Below are 23,023 nucleotides of genomic sequence, written 5' to 3'. Positions count from 1 at the left end.
AATTACTTTGAAAATTATTATTCTAATTCTAACCGCTCTTGCTCTAATTTTTCGGCTAATCTTTTTTCTATAATTGGCGTAATTAATGTTTTTCTTGGTTTTATTTTTACAAAAGGAAACAGTTCTAAATCATGTTTCATTTTGTCGTCTTTGTTTGGATGTTTATTTGTACCCACTAAAACTTCTTTTTTTGCATCAAATAATTCCTGCTCTTTATTGGCGCTTTCCTGGATTTTCTTTTTAATAGTTCCATCATTCAAAAGTTTCAGGAAGCCTCCATTTGCTTCAATATCTTTAAATAAAGTGAGACTTTTTTCAGCTAGCTGCATAGTAAGGCTTTCAATATAATAACTTCCGTCGGCCGGATTGTTTACTTTGTCAAAGTAGCTTTCGTGTTTTAAAATCAGTAATTGATTTCGTGCAATCCGATCGCCAAATTCATTGTCCTTATGATATAGTGAATCATAAGGTAAATTGGCTACAGTATCAGCGCCACCAAGTATCGCCGACATACATTCGGTTGTGGTGCGGAGCATGTTTACATTGTAATCGTAAATGGTTTTATTGCGTTTGGTGGGAGTAACTAATAAATGACATTCTAAATCCGGGTTATATTCGTCTGCAATTAATTTGAAAAGCATTCGCAATGCACGAAGTTTAGCAATTTCAAAGAAATAATTTGTTCCGACAGCAACCTGAAAAACAATTTGTTTCGGAATATTTGGCAGGCGGTTTAAATATTCGTTTGCATGAGCTAAACTATAAGCGATTTGTTGTATAATATTGGCTCCGGCATTTTGATACAAACCAGAATCTACACTTATTAAAGAAAGATTTTTGGTTGCTTTTGAAATTAAATCAATGGTTTCAAAATTATTTTTATCTGAAGTTGTAAACCAATTCCCTTCACGGGCAAAATGACCAATTGGGTCCAGATTACAATAAAAAACAGCTTTTTTATGGATCGAAATAGTCTCTAGTTTTTTTACGAAATCGATTGAAATAAAATTCAAATTAAAGTAAACGATTCTATTTTCTAAAGGAAGATTTTCTAATAGTTTTTGAAGATCAATTTTTTCGTTTTGAATAGTAAAACGTAAACTTTCAGCGCCTCTTTCAAGTGTATTTGCAGCCCTTTGTATTGATTTTTCGATATCATAAACAAAGATGTTCTGGCAGATTTTAAAATCTGTTGCTTTTGTTTCTACTGAAGCTGGTTTTGAAAATTCGTCGCTGTGATAAAAGGGCTTTACCTGAATATCTTCCGGAGAATGCCAGATTACAGTTTCGTTATAATCAGCTCCATCCAACTCAAACTGAATTTTTTGTTTCCATTGTTTGGATGAAATCGGATTAAAATCGTCGAATAGGGTAGTAGCCATTGGTTATTTTTTCTGATTATTCTTTTTCCTGAATAGTGTCTCCTTCAAATTTTATGATGTAAATATCTTCGCTGTCTTTTTTCATGAAATATTTTTCGCGAGCATATTTTTCTATCTGTTCAGGATTTTTAAGTTGTTTTATTTGTTCCTGGTCTTTTTTAATTTCCTCTTGATAATAGGTTTTATTATCTTCGAGTTCATTGATTTGATTGTCTAAAAAACGATGATCAAAATAGGAGTAATTGTCTAAAAATAACATCCAAACGACAAAAAAAAGTAGAACCCAGACATATTTATTGCTCAGGAGTTTAAACCATTTTTTGTCTTTATATGGATTTTTCATTTTAGTTTACTTTTAACCGATTACTTCTTTTGAATGAGACTCGTCTTTTTAGCCCCGATGGAGCCGATATCCTTTTTATGGCTTTTTCTGCCATTAAAAGATAAAGGCGAGAGCGGGAAACAGCTCCTGATTTTTATGGAATAAATTTACAATAAAAATTATAAAATTCGTTGATTAATTACGGCACGAACTACATCGATAGCCACGGTATTGTATTTGTCGTTTGGAATTATGATATCGGCAAATGCTTTTGAAGGCTCTATAAATTGCTCATGCATTGGTTTTAACGTATTTTGATAACGTGTTAAAACTTCGTCGATATCACGTCCGCGTTCTGAAATATCACGTTTTAAACGGCGAACTAATCTTTCATCAGAATCGGCATGTACGTAAATTTTAATATCAAAAAGCTCACGTAACTCAGGATTAGTTAAAATTAAAATACCTTCAACAATCATTACTTTTCGGGGATGTGTCGAAACGGTATCGTCAGTTCTGTTGTGCTGGATAAAAGAATATACCGGCTGATCAATGGTTTCACCCGCTTTTAAAGCTTTAAGGTGTTTTTCCAATAATTCAAAATCAATAGATCTCGGATGATCAAAATTGATTAATGCTCTTTCGTCATATGATAAATTATGAGTTTCTTTGTAGTATGAATCCTGAGAAATTACGCCAACTTCAGTGTCTGGCAATTCGTTCATGATTTGGTGTACTACTGTCGTTTTTCCACTTCCTGTTCCTCCTGCAATTCCAATAATGAGCATAATTTGATGTTATATATTTGTTTGACAAAAATAATAATTTAAGTCAATTGTGTAATTATATTATGTATTTAAACCATTTAAGTAGTGTAAGTAAATTTAAGCAGCAAAATGTTTAAACATTGTATTACTTAACTGAATTTATATTACTTAAATGGTTAAAACATAAAAAATCCCGACAGAAATGCTATCGGGATTGGTGCAATCAGTATAGTTTTTATAAAATATTCTGAATTTAGTAAGCACTTGTAATTATTTATTCTTTTTTGCTTTTATCATCATTTCAAGCTGATCCCAAAGTTCTTCCGGAATTGCTTCAAGTAAATTAAATTGTCCTGCGCCTTTTAGCCATTCGCCACCATCAATCGTAATTACATCTCCGTTTATGTAAGCAGAAAAATCAGAAACCAAATATGCTGCTAAATTGGCTAATTCCTGATGATCTCCAACACGTTTTAACGGTACTTTTTTAGCCATATCAAACTTTTCAGCAAGATCTCCCGGTAATAATCTGTCCCAGGCACCTTTAGTCGGGAATGGTCCCGGAGCAATTGCATTAGAACGAATTCCGTATTTTGCCCATTCTACAGCTAAACTTCTTGTCATGGCCAGAACTCCTGCTTTTGCGGTTGCACTTGGTACAACATAAGCAGATCCTGTCCAGGCATATGTGGTAACAATATTCAAAATCGTAGCTGATTTTTGTTTGCTGTCGATCCAGTGTTTTCCAAAAGCGAGTGTACAGTTTTTAGAACCTTTTAGTACAATGTCGATAACAGTATCAAATGCATTTGCAGATAATCTTTCTGTTGGAGAAATGAAATTTCCAGCTGCATTATTCAAAAGAACGTCTACTTTTCCAAAAGCTTTTAAAACTTCCTGAAGCATGTTTTCTACTTCTTCATAATGACGAACATCACATTGAAGCGGTAAACATTTTCCACCAGTTTCAGCTTCGAGCTCAGTTGCTGTTGTTTTTAGCTTTTCTAAATCTCTTGAAGTAATGGCTACCTGAGCTCCTAATTCTAAAAAATATTTGGTCATTGCTTTCCCTAAACCACTTCCGCCGCCTGTAACTACAATGACTTTACCTTTTAAAGCATCGTCTCGTAACATTTTATCTGTATAGCTCATACTTTTTTATTTTACAAAATTAATTAATTTAAATAGGATGCGTGCATAATATTGTTATAAATTTTAGAAAAAATTTATATTTGACATATTTTTTTTGCTGCCGACTCTAATGTGAAGTCATCTTTGGCAAAGCAAAAACGTATTAATTTTTGGTCTTTATGATCAGAATAAAAGGTTGAAATAGGAATTGCAGCTACGCCATGATCGATGATTAATTTTTTACAGAAAGTCACATCATCATCGTCAGAAATATTTGCATAGGAAGCAACCTGAAAATAAGTTCCTTCACATGGTTTTAATTCAAATCGGCTGTTTTCTAATAGTTTTTGAAAATAATCACGTTTTTCCTGATAGAATTTTCCAAGCAGATTTACATCAACAACATCTAAATATTGGCTAATAGCAGCTTGTGAAATACTGTTGACACTAAAAACCAAAAACTGATGTACTTTTTTAATTTCTTTCATCAGATATTCGGGAGCTACAGTATAACCTATTTTCCAGCCTGTAATATGAAATGATTTTCCGAAAGAAGAAACCATAATACAACGGTTTAAAAGGAAATCTTTTGTATGTGCCGAAATGTGTTTTTCTTCAAAAGTGATGTATTCGTAAACTTCATCAGATAATACAAGTATATTTGGAAATTTTGCAAGTATTTTTTCTAATTCTAAAAAATCATTTTGAGTTAGAATTTTTCCAGTTGGATTATGTGGATTATTGATGATAATCATCTTGCTTTTTGAAGAGCAGGCTTTTTCTATCGTTTCCCAATTTGGTGTATAATCATCGTTTAGTGCCACCCGAACTGGTTTAGCATTGCACAATAAAACGGGAGATTCATAAGAGTCATAACTTGGATCGAGAATAATAACTTCATCGCCAGTTTTTACCAAAGCTAAAATAGTAGTAAAAATTCCTTGTGTTGCACCGGCTGTAACTAGAAGTTCTAAATCAGGATTAATTGTTCGTTTGTAAGAACTCTGAATTAATTTTGCAATCTGATTCATCAAAGGCGGATAACCTGCCATTGGTGTATATTGGTGCACGTTTTCTTTGGCTAATTTTGCAATAATGTCTGTTAATCTTTCATCAACAGGGAAATTTGGAAATCCCTGGGAAAGATTAATTGCATTATATTCAGTCGCCATTTTTGACATAACCGTAAATATACTAGTGCTGACGTTTGGAAGTTTACTCATGGAAAGTTTGATTTGGGGAAAACTTGTGAGTGGAATAAAATAATTCTGTTTTTAAAGAATAAGAACCTGTTGTGTTAATTATTTTAATGACATAGTAAATGAATATAGTACTCTTAATGTTTTGCCATTGTGTTTGCCGGGAATCCATTTAGGAGATATGTTTAAAACACGAATAATTTCACTATTTATATCGTAATCAGGTTCTCTCAAGGTTTTAATATTGGTGAGTGAACCATCTTTTTCAACAACAAATTCAACTATAAATTGGCATTGCTTATTGCATTCTTTTGGATTTTTAAAATTGGCATCAAAAAATTTTAAAAATTTGTTCTCACCTCCCGGAAATTCAGGTTTTATATCTATACCAGCTCTATTGTAAATATTATTATCATTAATAACGCCTTGTGAAAATATATTTTGTACAAAACAAATTAAAATCAGGATTAAAAACTTTTTCATAGATGATGGTTTTTAAGTTAGTTTACATTTTATGTATAATGAAAATTGTTGGTCGGTTATGCAAATCAACTTTTAATTTTTTCCAATCAGAAACTCGCATTGTTTTAATGAATTCTGTTGGTAAGGTAATATCTGTCGCAATACAAAGATGTGTTGCAGGGTTTAGAATCTGTAATAAATCTTCAACCAATTTATTGTTTCTGTATGGTGTTTCAATAAAAAGTTGAGACTGATTTTTATCCTGCGATAATTTTTCAAAATATTTTAATGCCGATTTCTTCTCATCTTTATCAATTGGCAGATATCCATTGAAAGTAAAACTTTGTCCGTTCATTCCGGAAGCCATCATGGCTAATAAAAGAGATGAAGGACCAACTAAAGGAACGACCTGAATTCCTTTTTCATGTGCCAGTTTTACAATCACAGCACCGGGATCTGCAACTCCAGGGCATCCTGCTTCGCTCATTAAACCAACATTTTTTCCTTCTAATAAAGGTTTGATGAAGTCTAAATGTTCGCTTGGTTCTGTACGTTTGTTAAGTGTAAAAAGAATAAGTTCAGATTGCTTTTTCTCTGGTGAAACTGCTTTTATTGATTTTCTGGCAGTTTTTTCGTTTTCAACAATATAGTGATTTATAAAATCGATACTTCTTTTAACTGTTTGCGGCAAAACATCCATCGGATCACTTTCGCCCATAGTCGTTGGAATTAAATATAGTTTTCCGAGAAGTTTCATGTGATTTATTTATAGATTATAAAATAAAATATAATATAATATCTTTCAATTACTTAGATATAGAATCATTGAAAGATAAATAAGTTAAGAGTGTTTTTCGATGAGTTTTTTTGCGATTACATCTGTTACTTCATCCAGCATCTGATATACGTTATCAAAGCCGTTAGTCACACCAAAGTAAGGATCCGGAACATCGACGTTCTCGTCCGGAAATAATTCATTCAGGATAAGTTGAACTTTCTCTTTATGCTCAGGTGTTTTTGCCAGATGAATTACATCATTATAATTAGAATTATCCATTACATAAATATAATCAAATTCATCAAAATCTGAAGCTTTAAATTGTCTTCCTTTTTGATGGTCAATACATAAACCATTTTTTTGAGCAACAGCGATAGAACGTTTATCCGGTGAATGACCAACATGCCAGGATCCGGTTCCTGCAGAATCTACTTTGAATTTGTTTTGTGGTAATTTAGATGCTAAAATACCTTCAGCTAAAGGTGACCTGCAAATATTTCCCAAACAAACCATTAAAATTTTTACCGGCATGATATGTTTACAACGTTAATTTTTTGTTGATGTCTTCGACAAATTTTTTGAATTGTTTGTCTGTGGAAACTAAATTGTCAACTGTTTTACAAGCGTGCAATACAGTGGCGTGGTCGCGATCTCCAATTTGTGAACCAATGTTTGCTAAAGAAGCTTTCGTAAATTTTTTTGCAAAAAACATAGCAAGTTGTCTTGCCTGAACTACGTGTCTTTTTCTGGTTTTTGATTGAAGTGTTTCGATATCCAACTGAAAATAATCAGATACAATTTTTTGAATGTAGTCGATAGAGATTTCTCTTTTTACATTCTTGACAAATTTCTCTACTACGCTTTTGGCTAACTCAATCGTAACTTCTTTTTTGTTGAAAGAAGATTGTGCAATTAATGAGATGATGGCACCTTCAAGCTCTCTGACATTTGTTTTGATATTGCGTGCAACGTATTCAATAATATCTTCCGGAATTTCAACACCGTCACGATATAAAATGTTTTTAAGAATTGAGATCCGGGTTTCATAATCCGGCTGGTGTAATTCAGCTGATAATCCCCATTTAAAACGTGATAACAAACGCTGCTCAATATCCTGCATATCAACAGGAGCTTTGTCAGAAGTTAAAATTACCTGTTTTCCGTTTTGATGTAAATAGTTAAAAATATGAAAGAAAACGTCCTGAGTTCCTGATTTTCCAGATAAAAACTGAACATCATCAATAATCAAAACATCTATTAATTGATAAAAGTGAATGAAATCATTACGATTGTTCTTTTTGACTGAATCAATATATTGTTGTGTGAAAATTTCGGCAGAAATATATAAAACCGTTTTTTCCGGATATTTATCTTTTACTTCTACACCTATCGCATGTGCTAAGTGTGTTTTCCCTAAACCAACTCCGCCAAAAATCAATAAGGGATTAAAAGATGTGCCTCCCGGTTTGTTGGCAACAGCCATACCTGCAGAACGGGCCAAACGATTTGAATCTCCTTCAAGAAAATTGTCAAAACTGTAGTTCGCATTTAATTGCGACTCAATTTTTAAATTTCTTATTCCGGGGATTACAAACGGATTTTTAAGTTCAGGATTTAAGTTTTTAAACGGAGCATCAACCTCTTGCGGTTTCATTGGTACTCTATTGGCACTTGGCAACTGTTCGGTAAACGGTTGTTTGTTGCCATAAGTGTTTTCCATTTTAATTTTATAGAGTAACTTCGCGTTTTTTCCCAGTTCTTTGGTAAGTGCAACTTTCAATAATTTAACGTAATGCTCTTCGAGCCATTCGTAGAAAAATTTACTTGGTACCTGAATATATAACGCGTTGTCGGTTAGCTCAACTGATTTGATTGGTTCAAACCAAGTTTTGTATGCTTGATCTTGAATATTGTCTTTTATAAAGGACAAACAGTTTTCCCATACCGATTGAGCAGTTTTAGTCATAAATTCAGATAAATTTTTTTATTATTGATAAAGATTCTCCTAATAAAAAAGGAGCAATTTTATTCCGTATTTCGGGATAACAAATATGTGAACAAATTTCTGTAAAAAAAAATATTTTGGGCTCTAATTTTATAAAAAAAATGTTGTAAGGGAACTTTTTAAAACTAAATTTTTTTAATCTGTAAATAATGAAAAATCATCAAACTCAAGTACGGGTTCGTTACTCTGAAACTGATCAAATGGGAGTTGTATATCACGGAAATTATATTCCGTATTTTGAGATAGGGCGTGTTGAATGGCTCAGAAACAAAGGGATTTCCTATAAAAGCATGGAAGAAAGTGGTATTGGATTGCCAATTGTTTCTATGCAAATAAACTATAAAAAATCAGCCCGTTACGATGAGTTGTTAACAATTCATACGACTTTCAAAAGTCAGTCGTCAGTCAAGATAGAATTTGATTGCGCAATCTATAATGAAACAAATGAGTTATTAACAACAGCTGTGTTTATTTTAGTATTTATTTCGTTAAAAACGGGGCGTCCAACAGCTCCTCCGGATTATATTTTAGAATTGTTTAAAACGCTTGAATAATTATTAAGAGGAAATCTGTTTTTATATCAATTTATATAATTTTTATATCAATTTCAAACATTAAATTAAAAATGTCGAATACTGATTCGGCATTTTTTTTACGTGTTTTTGTTGTTATTTTGCCAATTGCCAGTCCGGAATCTTCATCAATTTCTATTTCCTGAGATATAATTTCCAGTTTTTTTTCTTTGACGACACGCATTACTTTGTTCATGTTTTTATAATCAAAAGAGATTATAAAGTGAACGTCAATTGTTTTTTCAATAATCTCACAAACTTCAAGTGTCATTTGTGCAGTGGTTTTATAAGCAGCAATTAATCCGCCAACACCTAATTTGATTCCGCCAAAAATGCGGACAACTACTAAAAGAACATTAGTTAATCCAAATGATTGAATTTGTCCATAAATTGGTGCTCCGGCAGTATTGTTTGGCTCTCCATCATCGTTTGCCCTATAAGATATTTTTGGCGCTGTGCCAAGTTGATAAGCATAACAATAATGCACAGCGTGTGGATGTTGTTTCTTTAAACTTTCGATGATGGGTTTTACTTCGTCTTCATTTTCTATGGGAAAAGCATACCCAAAGAATTTACTGCCTTTTTCCTTAAAAAGCACTTCTTCTGACTCAAAAGCAATTGTTTGATAAGTATCGTTATATTCCAAAAGTAAAATCTCTAAAGTATTTTTTTGTCAAACAAATCGACGACATCTTCTTTACCCACCTGTAAATTCCAGACATGGAAGCCTAAAGCAGCAGCTGAATCTGTGTTTTCTTTTTTATCATCAATAAACAAAGTGCGTTTTGGAGATAGCTCATGTTTATTTATTAAGTATTGAAAAACTTCAGGATTTGGTTTTCGCTTTCCAATCTCAAAAGAAAAATAAACTTTTTCAAAGCATTGGTAAAAATCACTGTAAAAAGAGATTCCGCTTTTGTTTTCGAAAGTTTCAATGTGAATTGAGTCGGTGTTGCTCAATAAAAATAAGCGGTATTTTTTAGAAAGCAGCTGCAGGAATTCTAATCGATATAAAGGGAAATCAGCCAAAATAGCATTCCAGGCGTCTAAAATCTCTTCTTTTGAAGCATTTGGAAGCTGTTCCTGAAAGCCTGCCAGAAAATCATCATATGAAATATCACCGGTTTCAAATAAAAGATTTAAACGGTCAAATTCTGAATTCCATTCGGTCATTCCTAATTTCTGCAATCCGGAAATGGTGGCTTGTTTGTCTAAATTGATAAAAATATCTCCAAAGTCAAAAATGATAGTATCAATCATGATTTCTAATTTGTATTAATTCATCACCTTCGATATTGGTTTTAGTGGAGATTTTCCCAGATAAAACCGGAGCTTTTGTTCCTTTTCCGAAAGTTGTTTTTTTTCCTGTAAAGATTCTTGCTTCATCCCAAATATTCTGGTCTATAAAAGTTTGCAAAGTCTGCAAACCACCTTCTATAATAATAGATTGTATTTGATTTTGGTATAAAACTTCCAGAATTTGTGGAATTATATTTTGACTAAAATCAATTACTTCAAAGGTAGTATTTTCTTTTTCGCTGACAATTTCAGATTTAGTAAAAACAATCGTTTTAACAGTATCATCAAAAATAAAACTGTCTTTTGATATCCTGTTATTTTGATCTAAAACAACCCTAACAGGATTATTTCCAGTCCAGTCCCTAATATTTAATTTCGGATTATCATCAATGACAGTTTGAGTTCCCACTAAAATAGCCTGTTCTTCGCTTCGCCATTTATGAACCAACTGCCTTGAGTGTGAGTTTGTTATCCAAACAGGTTTTCGATCCTGGCTGATTTTTTTTTCAGGAGCTAAAAATCCATCCCGGCTTTCTGCCCATTTTAATATTATATAAGGTCTCTTTTTCTTATGAAAAGTAAAAAAACGTTTATTCAGTTCATTACATTCCTTTTCCAGAACACCAACAATAACATTTGCTCCGGATTCAGCAATTTTTTTGATTCCTCTTCCTGAAACTTTTTCATTAGGATCTACAGTTCCTATTACGACATTTGGAATTTCATTTGCAATAATCAAATCAGAACACGGCGGCGTTTTTCCAAAATGACTGCAAGGTTCTAAACTCACATAAATAGTAGCTTTTTTTAACAGCGATTTGTCTTTTACAGATTTAATCGCATTTACTTCTGCATGTGCTTCGCCGGCTTTTTTATGCCAGCCTTCGCCAATAATTTGATTTTCACAGACAATTACACTTCCGACCATTGGGTTTGGATATGTAGTTCCAAAACCATTTTGGGCCAGTTCAATGCAGCGTTTTATATATTTCTCATGTACATTCACAATACAAAAGTAGTTATTTTTGAGTTTATGGTTTAGTTAAGTGAACTATCGGAAAACTATTTTTACTTTTGTAACTATATCAGATGAAGTAAAAAATATGGAAAATTGGGTTATAAGAACAATTGAAAAAGAAGATAATCAGGCAGTTGCTCAATTAATACGATCTGTTTTTGATGAAATGGAAATTCCAAAAGTTGGAACAGCTTATGAGGATCCATGTTTGGATTTAATGTTTGAAGAATATAATAAGTCTCAATCGGTTTATTTTGTAGTTGAAAACGAAGGTAAAATTGTAGGATGTGCCGGAATTGCTCCTTTAGAAAATGGTGATCCGAAAATTTGCGAATTGCAGAAAATGTATTTTTTGCCCGAAACCCGTGGCCTCGGAATTGGAAGTCAAATGATGGAAAAATGTTTGCATGAGGCAGGAAACTTTGGTTTTGAAAAATGTTATATCGAAACAATGCCATTTATGCATGCTGCCCAAAAATTATATAAAAAATCAGGTTTTGAATATTTAGATGCTCCAATGGGTAATACCGGACATTGTTCTTGCCCGGTCTGGATGTTGAAAAATTTATAAGCCTATGAAAAATTTATTTGTTGGAGTTGTTTTGGCTTTGATTCTGTTTTCTTGTAAAGATATCAAAGAAAAAAAAGTAAAAAAGGAAATCAAAGTTGTAGAAAATACCGTTATTAAAGATACTGCCCAAAAGAATGGAGCTGCTGTTGATGAAGATTTTAAAAACGATTTTGATATTTTACTTCCACGTTCCTATCGAATTTCTTATGATGATCGGGTTACTGCATTAACATCAAACTGGGTAGATTTATATAAAGAAAATGGATCATATTATCTGGGGAAAGCATTATATAAAATAGAAAATGGATATGATGAATGTATAGAAGATTCTTTGAAGGTTATTATTCCTGAAAATAAATCTATAGTTTTTATGAATTATCCTGAATTGAAACCAGGAAAAATAAAATTTTTAAAAATTGATAAAAACAAGATCTGGCCAGAAGAAAAAGTAACTTTTAAATTAAATAATGTCAATTATACTTTGAGAGCTGAAGGGAAAGTTCTTTCTTCGGGCAAAAGGCATAATGATGAGAACGGTAAAGAAGAGGTTTTTAAAAATGTACAAAACTATATACTTTACTTAACTACAGATAAGACTATAGAAAAAGTGCTTTTAAAAGAGGCGGGATTTAATGACACCTTTGTCGAATTACTTTTTGCAGGAGATATTGATGGAGATGGTAAATTAGATTTGATTTTTAATGCAAGCAGGGATTATGAAGAGGAACGAATGATTTTATTTCTTTCGTCAAAGGCTAAAAATGGGGAGGCGATGAAAAGGGTTGCTGAAATTGCGGTACAATTTGACTGTTAATTGAATCTGCTTTCTAATAATTGATATAAAATGAAAATTAAACAATATAGAACTCAATTTATTCAGGAATTGTCGCCTTTTTACGATGCATATGAATCGGAAAGTTTTTTCTATTTAATTTTAGAAGATAAGCATAAATTGAGACAGATTGATTTGGCTTTAAATCATGAATTGAATTTTTCGGAGGCTGAGATAGTAGATTGGAATGTTTTTTTAGATCAATTAAAAAAAGAAGTTCCTGTTCAATATTTATTAGGAAAAACTAATTTTTATGGTTTAGATTTCGAAGTGAATGAGAATGTCCTGATTCCGAGACCCGAAACAGAAGAGTTAGTCGAATGGATTATTCATGAAAACTCTAATATAAACAAATCTAAAAAACTCAAGATTTTAGATATCGGAACAGGAAGTGGGTGTATTGCTATATCGTTGGCAAAAAATCTCCCGAATGCAGAAATTTGTGCGATTGATGTATCGAAGAAGGCATTGGAAACTGCCAAAAGAAATGCTGTAAATAATAATGTAGAAGTTACTTTTATATTTCAGGATATTCTGAAATTGGACGACCTAAAATATAACTTCGATATTATTGTTTCGAATCCGCCTTATATCCGGAATTTAGAAAAAGAAGAGATTAAAAAGAATGTATTGGGTTATGAACCGCATCTTGCTCTTTTTGTGGAAGATAATGATGCACTTGTTTTTTATAAAAAAATTGCTTCTCTGGCTCAAAAAAATCTTTTGGAAAAAGGACGACTGTATTTTGAAATTAATCAATATTTAGGAAAAGAAATGATTGATTTACTTGAAAATATGAATTTTGAGAATATAGAATTACGAAAAGATATTTATGATAATGACCGTATGATTAAAGGGAGTATTTAGTTTTATTATCAGTCTGTTATAGGCGAAAGTTTTTTACACACAGTTTGTCATTCCGTAGGAATCTATTATTCAAAATGATAATTCCAGAACTCTAAATTTGGATTTATTCCTTTTATTAAATTTCGTTTCTTTTCTCTGGAAAGATTAATATATTACTCATAACGTAAAGCTTCAATAGGATCTAATTTTGAAGCTTTTAATGCAGGATACAAACCTGATACAATTGCAACCATGAAACTCGTTGCAAATGCTGCAAAAATAGCTATCCACGGAATAACGAAAGCAAAGCCCATAGCGGTTGAAAATGCAAAACCAACTAATATTCCCAGTATAATTCCGACTACACCGCCAATCTGTCCAATTAATAGGGTTTCTATAAAAAACTGGGTTGCAACAGTTATTCTTTTTGCTCCTAATGCTTTACGGACTCCAATTTCGCGGGTACGTTCTGTAACCGAAACAATCATAATATTCATCAAAGCAATCGATGATCCTAAAATGGTAATAATACTGATAATCCAGGAAGCCCAGCCTAAATATTTAGTGATTCCGAGAATTTTGTTGATTAAATCGTCACTGCGCCCTATGCCAAAGTTATTGTCACGAACCGGACTCAGTTTACGTACTCTTCGCATGATGCTTGTAGCGTTGTCAACAGCTTCGTCCAAAAGTTCTTTTTTAGAAACCATTACGCTTATGGTGTAATTAATATTTGGAGCAGTAAATAAAGAACGGGCTACCTGAATCGGAATCAGAACCCGTAAATCCTGGCTGTTTCCAAAAGTTGAACCTTTTTCTTTTAAAACTCCAATAACTTTAAAACGAGCTCCACGAATTGAAATTATCTTGTCAATTGGGTTGATGTCTTTTAATAAACCTTTTTCGAAATCTGATCCCACAACGCAGGAATACGTATTATTTTCAATATCAAATTGATTGAAACTTCGTCCTAAATTAATTTCTAAACCCGAATTACTTATAAAATGTTCATCAACACCAACAATTGTAATTTCCGGATCTGTTTTTTGGTCTGAATATTTAACCTCGGCAGTTGTAGTTGCTGTGAAGGAAAGAGAAGTTTCGGTAAAAGGATATTTGTATTTGTTTTTAAAAGCGACAGCTTCGGGGTATGAAATAATCGGATTTATGATTTCACGCTTGTTGCCACCACGATTCTTAACAGTGTTTTCGTATTGATTAATGTTGAAAGTATTGGCTCCCATTGATGCAAAATTGGTAGAAATGGTGTTTTCTAATGCCGTAACAACAGTTAGGATTCCAACCAAAGCGGTAATTCCAATAGCAATAATTAATACGGTAAGAATGGTACGTAATAATTGTGTTTTGATTGAACCAAACGCAATTCGGATATTTTCTTTGAATAATTTTAGCATCATGACCAATTTGACACGAAAATACGTTTTTTGTTACAAGTTTGTTTTGGAACTGCCCTAATTTATTTTAAAAAATAAGATATTTGCAGTCCATTAGAAATAAAAAAATCTAAAAATAAAATAATCCAAGAAGATTTTAATTAAGATTTCCAACAAATCTAAAATCTAAAATCAGAAATCTAAAATAAAAAAGATGGCTTCAAAACCAAGCATACCGCAAGGGACAAGAGATTTTTCGCCTGCAGAGGTGTCAAAACGTCAATATATTATTCAAACGATAAAAAATAATTTTGAGAAATTTGGTTTTCAGCCGATCGAAACCCCTTCGTTTGAAAATTCAGATACCTTAATGGGGAAATATGGAGAAGAAGGTGATCGTTTGATTTTTAAGATATTGAATTCAGGAAATTTTTTCTTCAATAAAAATAAAATTGATTTACCGGAATCTATAGAATCCCTACAAGTTAATTCTGCTGAAACGATTGATCTTAATCAAAGAATTGAGTTGAATAAATTTACCGGGAAAATTTCAGAAAAAGCATTACGTTACGATTTAACAGTTCCGTTTGCAAGATACGTGGTGCAACACCAAAACGAAATTGAATTTCCGTTTAAAAGATATCAGATTCAACCGGTTTGGAGAGCTGACAGACCCCAAAGAGGGCGTTACAGAGAATTTTATCAATGTGATGCCGATGTTGTTGGTTCAAAATCATTGTGGCAGGAAGTAGAATTGGTTCAATTGTATGATACTGTTTTTTCGGCTTTAGGTTTAGAAGGTGTAACGATTAAAATTAATAACAGAAAAATATTATCTGGAATTGCTGAAGTAATTGGTGCTTCAGATAAATTGATCGATTTTACGGTTGCCTTAGATAAATTAGATAAAATTGGTGAAGACGGTGTAAAGAAAGAAATGATCGAAAAAGGAATTTCTGAAGAAGCCTTGGTTAAAGTTCAGCCGCTTTTTAGTTTTGCAGGAACTTTTGCAAATAAAATCAGTCAGCTTTCAGTTTTATTGGCTTCATCAGAAGAAGGAATGAAAGGGGTTGAAGAACTTAAATTTATTTGTGACAATGTGGCTACTTTAGGATTGTCGACAGCGGCATTAGATCTGGATGTGACATTGGCTCGCGGATTGAATTATTATACAGGAGCTATTTTTGAAGTTGCAGCCCCAAAAACCGTTTCGATGGGTTCTATCGGCGGAGGCGGAAGATACGATGATTTAACCGGTATTTTTGGTTTAAAAAATATGAGCGGTGTCGGAATTTCTTTTGGATTAGACAGAATTTATTTGGTTTTGGAAGAATTGCAATTATTTCCGGAAACTGTTGCAGCGACTTCTAAGGCTTTGTTTATAAATTACGGAGATACAGAAGCTTTGTACGCTTCGCAGGCGATTCAGAAATTAAGAAAAGAAAATATAAAAGTGGAATTGTATCCTGATAACGTAAAAGTAGGTAAACAGTTTCAGTATGCAGATAAAAGATTGATCCCGTTTGCAGTAATTGCAGGCGATCAGGAAATTGCGTCAAATTCGTATTCGCTTAAAAATTTAGTGACAGGAGAACAAACTTCTGTTGATTTTGAAGAATTGAAAAATGCTTTGTTGGGTTAACTGTTTGTAGCGAAGGTTTTTGCCGCAGAGACACAGTTTTAAAGGATTTTCTTTTTAAATCTCTCCTTGAAATAGTTGCTGGGGAAGAAAAAAAACTTTTAATTTGCCGACCTTAAGTTACGGGCGTAGTTCAAGGGTAGAATAGCGGTCTCCAAAACCGTTGATGGGGGTTCGAATCCCTCCGCCCGTGCACAATGGTTTTAATGTTTATCAGATATTTACAGGGATAAAGATAAAAACAAAAAAAAAGCTTCGTCTGAAATAGGCGAAGCTTTTTTTAATATAAGGTAACTTGAATTAATAATTATTTATAAAGCCGAGGCTAACCCTTAAATTCAATTTTGACAGGCAATAATTTATTTTACATATTGGTGACTCAAATATACTTCAAACTAAAACGTAATAGTCATAAAATTATACTAAATTTTCAAAGGCGGAATTATTTAAAAAAGAATCTATATTTTTGATAAAAGTGACAATTTGACATTTTAAAAGATTTGGCAGTACTTTTGCAATCCAAAAAAAAGAATAAAAATGAAGTTTAAGAATATTTTTAAAAATAAAAGTAATATGACTACGGAAAATACAGAATTCGATCAGGAATTAGATGATGTAACGTTAGAGAACAACGCCAACGGTGAGCAGTTAATTGTTGAGGAATTAAGTGTTGAAGAGCAATTGGCTCAAGACTTGGCAAAAGAAAAAGATAAGTTTTTGAGATTATTTGCCGAATTTGAGAATTACAAAAAAAGAACTTCAAAAGAGCGTATCGATTTATTTAAAACAGCTAATCAAGAAGTTTTGTTAGCAATGCTTCCTGTTTTGGATGATTTTGACAGAGCAGCTGTAGAGATCAACAAGTCTGACGATGAAAATTTGAAAAAAGGAGTAGAATTAATTCACGAAAAGCTAAAAAGCACTTTAGTAGCTAAAGGTTTAGAGCAGGTTGAAGTAAGAGCAGGTGATGCTTTTAACGCTGATTTTGCTGAAGCAATTACCCAAATTCCTGCACCTTCTGAGAAATTAAAAGGTAAAATTGTTGATGTTATAGAAAAAGGATACAAATTAGGAGACAAAATTATTCGTTTCCCTAAAGTGGTGATCGGTAACTAAAAAAATACAAACATAGAGTTTTAAGCCCTTATTTTAAAGGGAATTTGAAATTTTAGGATTTGGAATTTATTCTAATTATGAAAAAAGATTTTTACGAAATACTTGGCATTTCAAAAAATGCTGATGCTGCCGAAATTAAAAAAGCTTACCGAAAAAGTGCGCTAAAATATCATCCTGATAAAAACCCGGGCGACAAAGAGGCAGAAGAAAACTTCAAATTGGCGGCAGAAGCTTATGAAGTTTTAAGCGATCCTAACAAAAAAGCGAAATACGATCAATACGGACACCAGGCATTTGATGGTTCCGGAGGATTTAGCGGAGGTCATGGCGGCATGAATATGGATGACATTTTCAGTCAGTTTGGTGATATTTTTGGTGGAGGATTTGGCGGTTTCGGCGGAGGCGGAGGCGGTCCTCGTCGCGCTAAAGGAAGTAATCTTAGAATTAAAGTGAAATTGACTTTAGAAGAGATTGCTAATGGAGTTGAGAAAAAAGTAAAAGTAAAACGTAAAGTTCAGGCTAAAGGCGTAACCTACAAAACTTGTTCGACTTGTAACGGCCAGGGTCAGGTAATGCGTGTAACCAACACTATTTTAGGAAGAATGCAATCAGCATCAACTTGCCCAACTTGTGGTGGTTCCGGACAAATTCTTGATAAAAGACCTTCTGAAGCTGATGCACAGGGAATGGTTCTTGAAGATGAAACAGTATCAATTAAAATTCCTGCGGGAGTTGTTGACGGAATGCAGCTTAAAGTTTCCAACAAAGGAAACGATGCTCCGGGAAATAGCGTTCCTGGTGATTTGATCGTTGCTATTGAAGAATTAGAACACGAATTCCTAAAACGTGAAGGTGAAAATGTTCACTTTGATTTATATATCAGTTTCCCGGAAGCAGTTCTTGGTGTTTCTAAAGATATTGAAGCGATCAACGGAAAAGTTCGTATTAAACTGGAAGAAGGTATCCAATCCGGAAAAATCCTAAGATTAAAAGGAAAAGGAATCCCAAGCATAAATGGTTATGGAAGCGGAGATTTACTGGTTCACGTAAATGTCTGGACTCCTAAAACATTGAATAAAGAGCAAAAACAATTTTTTGAAAATGCTTTAAACGACGAACACTTTATTCCGAATCCTGAAAAATCAGAAAAATCATTTTTCGAGAAAGTAAAAGATATGTTTTCATAAGCTAAACTTTTTCTAAAATGTTCAAATAATATAAAACCCATCCAAATGTAAATATTAGGATGGGTTTTTTGCGTATTGTTACTCAGATTAGCTTCGAATTATTTACTTTTACAGGCGCGAAATCACAATGGTTAAACCAACGCAGCAAATTCTAAAAAACAGCATGAGCAACTTACTCGAAGTACATAAAGTCGTAAAACAATACGGTGATTATGTAGCGCTTAACGAAGTTTCATTAAATGTGCCAAAAGGCAGTATTTACGGATTATTAGGACCTAACGGAGCTGGAAAAACTTCTCTTATCCGAATTATAAATCAAATTACGCTGCCGGATAGCGGCGAAGTAATTTTGGATGGAGAAAAATTGCATCCCAAACATGTACAGACAATTGGATATCTTCCGGAAGAAAGAGGATTATACAGCTCAATGAAAGTAGGCGAGCAATGTTTGTATCTGGCTCAAATGAAAGGGCTTTCTAAAGCCGAAGCCAAACAACAGCTGGAGTATTGGTTTGATCGTTTAGGAATTCAGGGCTGGTGGAATAAAAAAATCCAGGAACTTTCTAAAGGAATGGCGCAAAAAATTCAGTTTGTGGTTTGTGTGCTTCATAAACCTAAATTATTGATTTTTGATGAGCCTTTTTCCGGATTTGACCCTGTAAATGCGAATGTGATTAAAGACGAAATTTTAGCTCTGAGAGATCAGGGGGCGACAATTATTTTTTCGACACATCGAATGGAAAGTGTTGAGGAACTTTGTGATCATATTGCTTTAATCCATAAATCGAATAAATTAATTGAAGGAAAACTAAGTGATGTTAAGCGTCAATTTAGAAAGAATAGTTTTGAGGTTGGGATTCTGACGGATAACGTAGAAGGTTTAATGTATGATATTACACAAAAATTTACTGTTTCGCCGGCTAATTTTAAATCATTAAATGACGATTTAAAATTAGATATCCAGATAGGAAATGCCACGCCAAATGAATTGTTACATCTCTTGACGCAACGCGGACAGGTGACACATTTTGTAGAAAAAATTCCAAGCGTAAACGATATTTTTATCCAGACAGTAACTGAAAACGAAATTTAGATTTTAAATTTTGAGTGAAAACCTAAAATCTAAAGTCAACAATCTAAAATCTAAAATACAAATGAGCATCATTTCATTGATTATAAAAAGAGAATTTATTGCAAAAGTCCGCAATAAATCTTTTGTTGTTATGACTTTTTTGAGTCCGTTATTGTTTGTGGCAATTGCCGGATTTATTGCTTATTTAAGTTCTATGAAAGCCGAAACCAAACGAATTGCGATTCATGACGAAACGGGTTTTTTTGCAGATGATTTTGTAAAACAGAATAAAAAAGACAGTGAATATAGATATCTGAACCTTTCTGAAATTGATATAAAAGCTTTGAAAGACAGTATTGTCAAAGAAAATTTTGAAGGATTAATTGTTATTCCAAAAACAGATAGTTTAAAAGATTTAGAAAGCAAGGTTGAGTTTATTTCGAATAATAGTCCGAGTCTTTCTTTTATAGATAAAACACAGTATGTCATTGCTTCAAAAATCACCAGGCTCAATCTTGAAAGAGCAAAATTAGATACAACTGCCATTCAAAAAGCACAGGCGACTATCAATATTCACTTGGCAAAATCATCCGGTGAAGAAAGTTTAAAAGGCTTAAACGAAATCAAAATTGGTATTGGAGGCGCATTTGGATATTTAATCATGATGTTTATTATCATTTACGGAAATATGGTGATGCGAAGTGTGATCGAAGAAAAAACCAACAGAATTGTCGAAATCATTATTTCATCAGTAAAACCTTTTCAGTTAATGATTGGTAAAATTATTGGAACTTCTTTGGCAGGATTATTACAATTTACAATTTGGGCAATAATTGGTTTGGGATTAATGTTTGCAGCTTCAGCATTTTTTGGAGTAAATATTGGACCAACAGCAAGGATTTCGCCGGAATTGATGCAGTCAGCGCAACAGGAATTTTCAGGATCGGCACAAATGTATATTAGTGAAGCATGGAATTTGCCTATAGCCAGTATTTTGATTGGTTTTATAGTTTATTTTATCGGAGGCTATTTTTTATACAGTTCATTTTATGCGGCAATTGGAGCTGCAGTTGACAATCAGACTGATTCTCAACAGTTTCTTTTACCGATTATTATGCCGCTCATTTTGAGTGTTTATATTGGTTTTTTTACTGTAGTGAATGATCCTCACGGAACAATTGCTGTAGTGTTTTCGATGATTCCGTTAACCTCGCCAATTGTGATGTTAATGCGGCTTCCGTTTGGTGTGCCGTGGTGGCAAATTGCGATTTCGGTATCATTATTGTTTGCTACCTTTTTCTTTGTGGTTTGGTTTGCCGCAAAAATTTACCGCGTAGGTATTTTAATGTATGGAAAAAAACCAACATGGAAAGAATTGTATAGATGGCTTAAATATTAATTTTTAAAGTTGCTAAGATTCTAAGATACTGAGTTGCTAAGTTTTTCTTAGCTTCTTAAAAAGAACTTAGAATCTTAGCAACTCAGAACTTAGCAACTTTAAAAAGAATGAGTAAAATACTAATTATAGAAGACGAAGCAGCGATCAGAAGAGTTTTGGTAAAAATTTTATCAGAAGAAAATGATACGTATCAGGTTGATGAAGCTGAAGATGGTGTTTTGGGTCTTGAGAAAATAAAAAACAACGATTACGATTTGGTTTTGTGCGATATAAAAATGCCAAAAATGGATGGTGTTGAGGTTTTGGAAGAAGCAAAAAAAATAAAACCTGAAATTCCGATGGTTATGATTTCCGGGCATGGAGATATGGAAACGGCTATTTATACGATGAGGTTAGGAGCTTTTGATTATATCTCGAAGCCACCGGATTTAAACCGTTTGCTGAATACTGTTCGTAATGCATTAGATAAAAAACAACTCGTAGTTGAGAATAAAATTCTAAAGAAAAAAGTCAGTAAAAATTACGAAATGATAGGCGAAAGCGAAGCAATTAATCATATTAAATTGATGATTGATAAAGTAGCTCAAACCGAAGCCAGAGTTTTGATTACGGGTCCAAACGGAACCGGAAAAGAATTGGTAGCGCATCAATTACATGAAAAAAGCGAGCGCGCTAATTTTCCGTTAATCGAAGTAAACTGTGCTGCGATTCCAAGTGAATTGATCGAGAGTGAATTATTCGGACACGTAAAAGGTGCTTTTACATCGGCAGTGAAAGATCGTGCCGGAAAATTTGAAGCGGCAGACAAAGGAACTATTTTCTTAGACGAAATTGGAGATATGAGTCTTTCGGCGCAAGCCAAAGTATTACGTGCTTTGCAGGAAAGCATGATTACGAGAGTAGGAGCTGAAAAAGATATAAAAGTTGATGTTCGTGTTGTAGCTGCAACCAATAAAGATTTAAAAAAAGAAATTGCGGAAGGTCGTTTTCGTGAGGATTTATATCATCGTTTGGCGGTGATTTTAATTAAGGTACCGCCGTTGAACGAAAGGCGTGATGATATACCGGCTTTAATCAGATACTTTGCAGAGAAAATTGCTTCGGAACAGGGAAATGTTGTCAAAGTGTTTTCAGCACCAGCCATAAAATTATTACAGGAATACGATTGGACAGGAAATATCCGTGAACTTCGAAATGTCGTGGAAAGATTAATTATCCTGGGAGGAAACGAAATCTCAGAAGCGGACGTGAAAATGTTTGCAAGTAAATAAAATAAATTTAACGATTCTAAAATTGAAAAATTGAAGATTTCAGCTTAGCCAAATCTTTCAATTTTTCAATTTTTCAATCTTTTAATCAATAAGAATGAAATTAAAAAAAATAAACGAGAAGTTACAAGACGCTTTAATAGAAAATGGTTTGACTGAAGCAAACATATTACAGCAGGAAACTTTTTCGACTATAAAAAGTGGAGCAGACTGTATTGTTTTGTCTCCAAAAGGAAGCGGAAAATCAACTACGATTGTAATAAACGTAATTCAGCAATTGGCTGGTCAGGTAGAAGAATCTCCAAGAGCTTTAATTATTGTTGAAGACAAAACCAAAGTTTTAGAGATGGTAGAACTTTTTTCGAAATACGGAAAATATACCAATCTTGAAGTTTATGGTGTGCACGACAAAGGCGATATGGATTATGATAAAAACTATATTTCTACTGGAATAGATGTTCTTATTGGAACGCCAAATAAATTAAGCGATATGTTTGCGAGTGCCGGTTATAATGTAAACCGTTTGAAAATGTTTATTTTGGATGATGCTGATCCGATTTTGAAACTGCGTCATGAAACTAAAATCATGCGTATTTCGAACAGTATTGCTAAAACACAACGTATTGTTTTTGCCGAAGAATTAACGGAACGCATCGAAATTTTGGCAGATAAAATGTTAATGGAACCTTTTCTTTTTGATTTGGATGAAGAAGGAGAAGAGGAACTGGATGAAGAAGAAGATCAGATTGAAGAGGAATAAGCCG

Annotated in this window: 24 protein-coding genes and 1 tRNA gene; 12 read left to right on the top strand and 13 right to left on the bottom strand. The window is 33.1% G+C overall.

Translation table 11 applies throughout. The features are described from left to right. Positions 1-17: 17 nt before the first annotated feature. From ACEN92_RS09810 to dnaA, 9 genes are all read right to left on the bottom strand, one after another. Complete coding sequence (locus ACEN92_RS09810) at positions 18-1,382, bottom strand: methylmalonyl-CoA mutase subunit beta (protein WP_495642182.1); 1,365 nt, start codon at positions 1,380-1,382, stop codon at positions 18-20. Positions 1,383-1,398: 16 nt separating this feature from the next. Continuing rightward, a complete protein-coding gene (locus ACEN92_RS09805) occupies positions 1,399-1,725 on the bottom strand; it encodes an FtsB family cell division protein (RefSeq protein ID WP_495642181.1) in 327 nt (108 codons plus the stop codon). Between the two features lie 158 nt (positions 1,726-1,883). Further along, positions 1,884-2,492: a uridine kinase gene (udk, locus tag ACEN92_RS09800; protein ID WP_348098733.1), complete on the bottom strand. Its 609-nt coding sequence runs from the start codon at positions 2,490-2,492 to the stop codon at positions 1,884-1,886. Positions 2,493-2,741: 249 nt separating this feature from the next. Continuing rightward, a complete protein-coding gene (locus tag ACEN92_RS09795; RefSeq protein WP_495642180.1) occupies positions 2,742-3,623 on the bottom strand; it encodes an SDR family oxidoreductase in 882 nt (293 codons plus the stop codon). Between the two features lie 74 nt (positions 3,624-3,697). Further along, a complete protein-coding gene (locus tag ACEN92_RS09790) occupies positions 3,698-4,825 on the bottom strand; it encodes a methionine aminotransferase (RefSeq protein ID WP_495642179.1) in 1,128 nt (375 codons plus the stop codon). A 78-nt stretch (positions 4,826-4,903) separates the two neighbouring features. Beyond that, positions 4,904-5,284 (bottom strand): energy transducer TonB, encoded by a 381-nt coding sequence (locus tag ACEN92_RS09785; protein WP_495642178.1) that lies wholly within the window; start codon positions 5,282-5,284, stop codon positions 4,904-4,906. A gap of 22 nt (positions 5,285-5,306) precedes the next feature. Continuing rightward, positions 5,307-6,020, bottom strand: a complete 714-nt coding sequence (locus ACEN92_RS09780; protein ID WP_495642177.1) for an SAM-dependent methyltransferase — start codon at positions 6,018-6,020, stop codon at positions 5,307-5,309. Positions 6,021-6,104: 84 nt separating this feature from the next. Next, positions 6,105-6,572: a low molecular weight protein-tyrosine-phosphatase gene (locus ACEN92_RS09775; RefSeq protein WP_495642176.1), complete on the bottom strand. Its 468-nt coding sequence runs from the start codon at positions 6,570-6,572 to the stop codon at positions 6,105-6,107. 7 nt (positions 6,573-6,579) lie between these two features. Further along, the gene (gene dnaA / locus ACEN92_RS09770) at positions 6,580-8,007 is read right to left on the bottom strand and encodes a chromosomal replication initiator protein DnaA (protein WP_042565136.1); all 1,428 of its coding nucleotides are present in this window, start codon (positions 8,005-8,007) and stop codon (positions 6,580-6,582) included. A gap of 188 nt (positions 8,008-8,195) precedes the next feature. On the opposite strand from dnaA, the gene ACEN92_RS09765 reads away from it, so the two are divergent. Beyond that, complete coding sequence (locus ACEN92_RS09765; protein ID WP_495642175.1) at positions 8,196-8,600, top strand: acyl-CoA thioesterase; 405 nt, start codon at positions 8,196-8,198, stop codon at positions 8,598-8,600. A gap of 31 nt (positions 8,601-8,631) precedes the next feature. Here ACEN92_RS09765 and ACEN92_RS09760 read toward each other — a convergent pair whose 3' ends face one another. The 3 genes from ACEN92_RS09760 to ribD are packed head-to-tail and all read right to left on the bottom strand — an operon-like array spanning position 8,632 to position 10,923. Further along, positions 8,632-9,264 carry an IMPACT family protein gene (locus ACEN92_RS09760; protein WP_495642174.1) on the bottom strand — a complete coding sequence of 211 codons (633 nt, stop codon included), beginning with the start codon at positions 9,262-9,264 and terminating at the stop codon, positions 8,632-8,634. 11 nt (positions 9,265-9,275) lie between these two features. Next, on the bottom strand, positions 9,276-9,878 hold the full coding sequence (locus tag ACEN92_RS09755) for an HAD family hydrolase (RefSeq protein WP_495642173.1): 603 nt from the start codon (positions 9,876-9,878) through the stop codon (positions 9,276-9,278). Next, positions 9,871-10,923 carry a bifunctional diaminohydroxyphosphoribosylaminopyrimidine deaminase/5-amino-6-(5-phosphoribosylamino)uracil reductase RibD gene (gene ribD / locus ACEN92_RS09750; RefSeq protein ID WP_495642172.1) on the bottom strand — a complete coding sequence of 351 codons (1,053 nt, stop codon included), beginning with the start codon at positions 10,921-10,923 and terminating at the stop codon, positions 9,871-9,873. The genes ACEN92_RS09755 and ribD overlap by 8 nt, the downstream gene beginning before the upstream one ends. Positions 10,924-11,020: 97 nt before the next feature. Here ribD and ACEN92_RS09745 point away from each other — a divergent pair, with 97 nt between their 5' ends. The 3 genes from ACEN92_RS09745 to prmC are packed head-to-tail and all read left to right on the top strand — an operon-like array spanning position 11,021 to position 13,205. Beyond that, a complete protein-coding gene (locus ACEN92_RS09745; RefSeq protein WP_495642171.1) occupies positions 11,021-11,506 on the top strand; it encodes a GNAT family N-acetyltransferase in 486 nt (161 codons plus the stop codon). A gap of 4 nt (positions 11,507-11,510) precedes the next feature. Then, positions 11,511-12,320, top strand: coding sequence for a hypothetical protein (locus tag ACEN92_RS09740; protein ID WP_495642170.1), 810 nt, complete (start codon positions 11,511-11,513; stop codon positions 12,318-12,320). 30 nt (positions 12,321-12,350) lie between these two features. Beyond that, positions 12,351-13,205: a peptide chain release factor N(5)-glutamine methyltransferase gene (prmC, locus tag ACEN92_RS09735; RefSeq protein WP_495642169.1), complete on the top strand. Its 855-nt coding sequence runs from the start codon at positions 12,351-12,353 to the stop codon at positions 13,203-13,205. 152 nt (positions 13,206-13,357) lie between these two features. On the opposite strand, the gene ACEN92_RS09730 is transcribed toward prmC, so the two are convergent. Beyond that, the gene (locus ACEN92_RS09730) at positions 13,358-14,602 is read right to left on the bottom strand and encodes an ABC transporter permease (RefSeq protein WP_495642168.1); all 1,245 of its coding nucleotides are present in this window, start codon (positions 14,600-14,602) and stop codon (positions 13,358-13,360) included. A gap of 190 nt (positions 14,603-14,792) precedes the next feature. On the opposite strand from ACEN92_RS09730, the gene hisS reads away from it, so the two are divergent. The 8 genes from hisS (at position 14,793) to ACEN92_RS09690 (ending at position 23,019) form a co-directional block, all read left to right on the top strand. Then, positions 14,793-16,220: a histidine--tRNA ligase gene (gene hisS, locus ACEN92_RS09725; protein ID WP_495642167.1), complete on the top strand. Its 1,428-nt coding sequence runs from the start codon at positions 14,793-14,795 to the stop codon at positions 16,218-16,220. A 119-nt stretch (positions 16,221-16,339) separates the two neighbouring features. Next, positions 16,340-16,410 (top strand) — tRNA-Trp (locus ACEN92_RS09720). A gap of 344 nt (positions 16,411-16,754) precedes the next feature. Beyond that, entirely contained in the window at positions 16,755-17,333 is a 579-nt protein-coding gene (locus tag ACEN92_RS09715; protein WP_495642166.1) for a nucleotide exchange factor GrpE, read from the top strand. A gap of 77 nt (positions 17,334-17,410) precedes the next feature. Further along, positions 17,411-18,520: a molecular chaperone DnaJ gene (gene dnaJ, locus ACEN92_RS09710; protein WP_495642165.1), complete on the top strand. Its 1,110-nt coding sequence runs from the start codon at positions 17,411-17,413 to the stop codon at positions 18,518-18,520. A 163-nt stretch (positions 18,521-18,683) separates the two neighbouring features. Beyond that, positions 18,684-19,613: an ABC transporter ATP-binding protein gene (locus ACEN92_RS09705; protein WP_495642164.1), complete on the top strand. Its 930-nt coding sequence runs from the start codon at positions 18,684-18,686 to the stop codon at positions 19,611-19,613. Positions 19,614-19,674: 61 nt separating this feature from the next. Next, complete coding sequence (locus ACEN92_RS09700; protein ID WP_495642163.1) at positions 19,675-20,991, top strand: ABC transporter permease; 1,317 nt, start codon at positions 19,675-19,677, stop codon at positions 20,989-20,991. Between the two features lie 107 nt (positions 20,992-21,098). Next, positions 21,099-22,262: a sigma-54-dependent transcriptional regulator gene (locus ACEN92_RS09695; RefSeq protein WP_495642162.1), complete on the top strand. Its 1,164-nt coding sequence runs from the start codon at positions 21,099-21,101 to the stop codon at positions 22,260-22,262. Positions 22,263-22,356: 94 nt separating this feature from the next. Continuing rightward, positions 22,357-23,019, top strand: a complete 663-nt coding sequence (locus ACEN92_RS09690) for a DEAD/DEAH box helicase (protein ID WP_495642161.1) — start codon at positions 22,357-22,359, stop codon at positions 23,017-23,019. Positions 23,020-23,023 lie beyond the last annotated feature (4 nt).

This window comes from Flavobacterium sp. Flavsp81, from assembly GCF_059491325.1.
The sequence above is the reverse complement of the archived record's forward strand: the minus strand, read 5'-3'. Positions and strand labels throughout refer to the sequence as shown.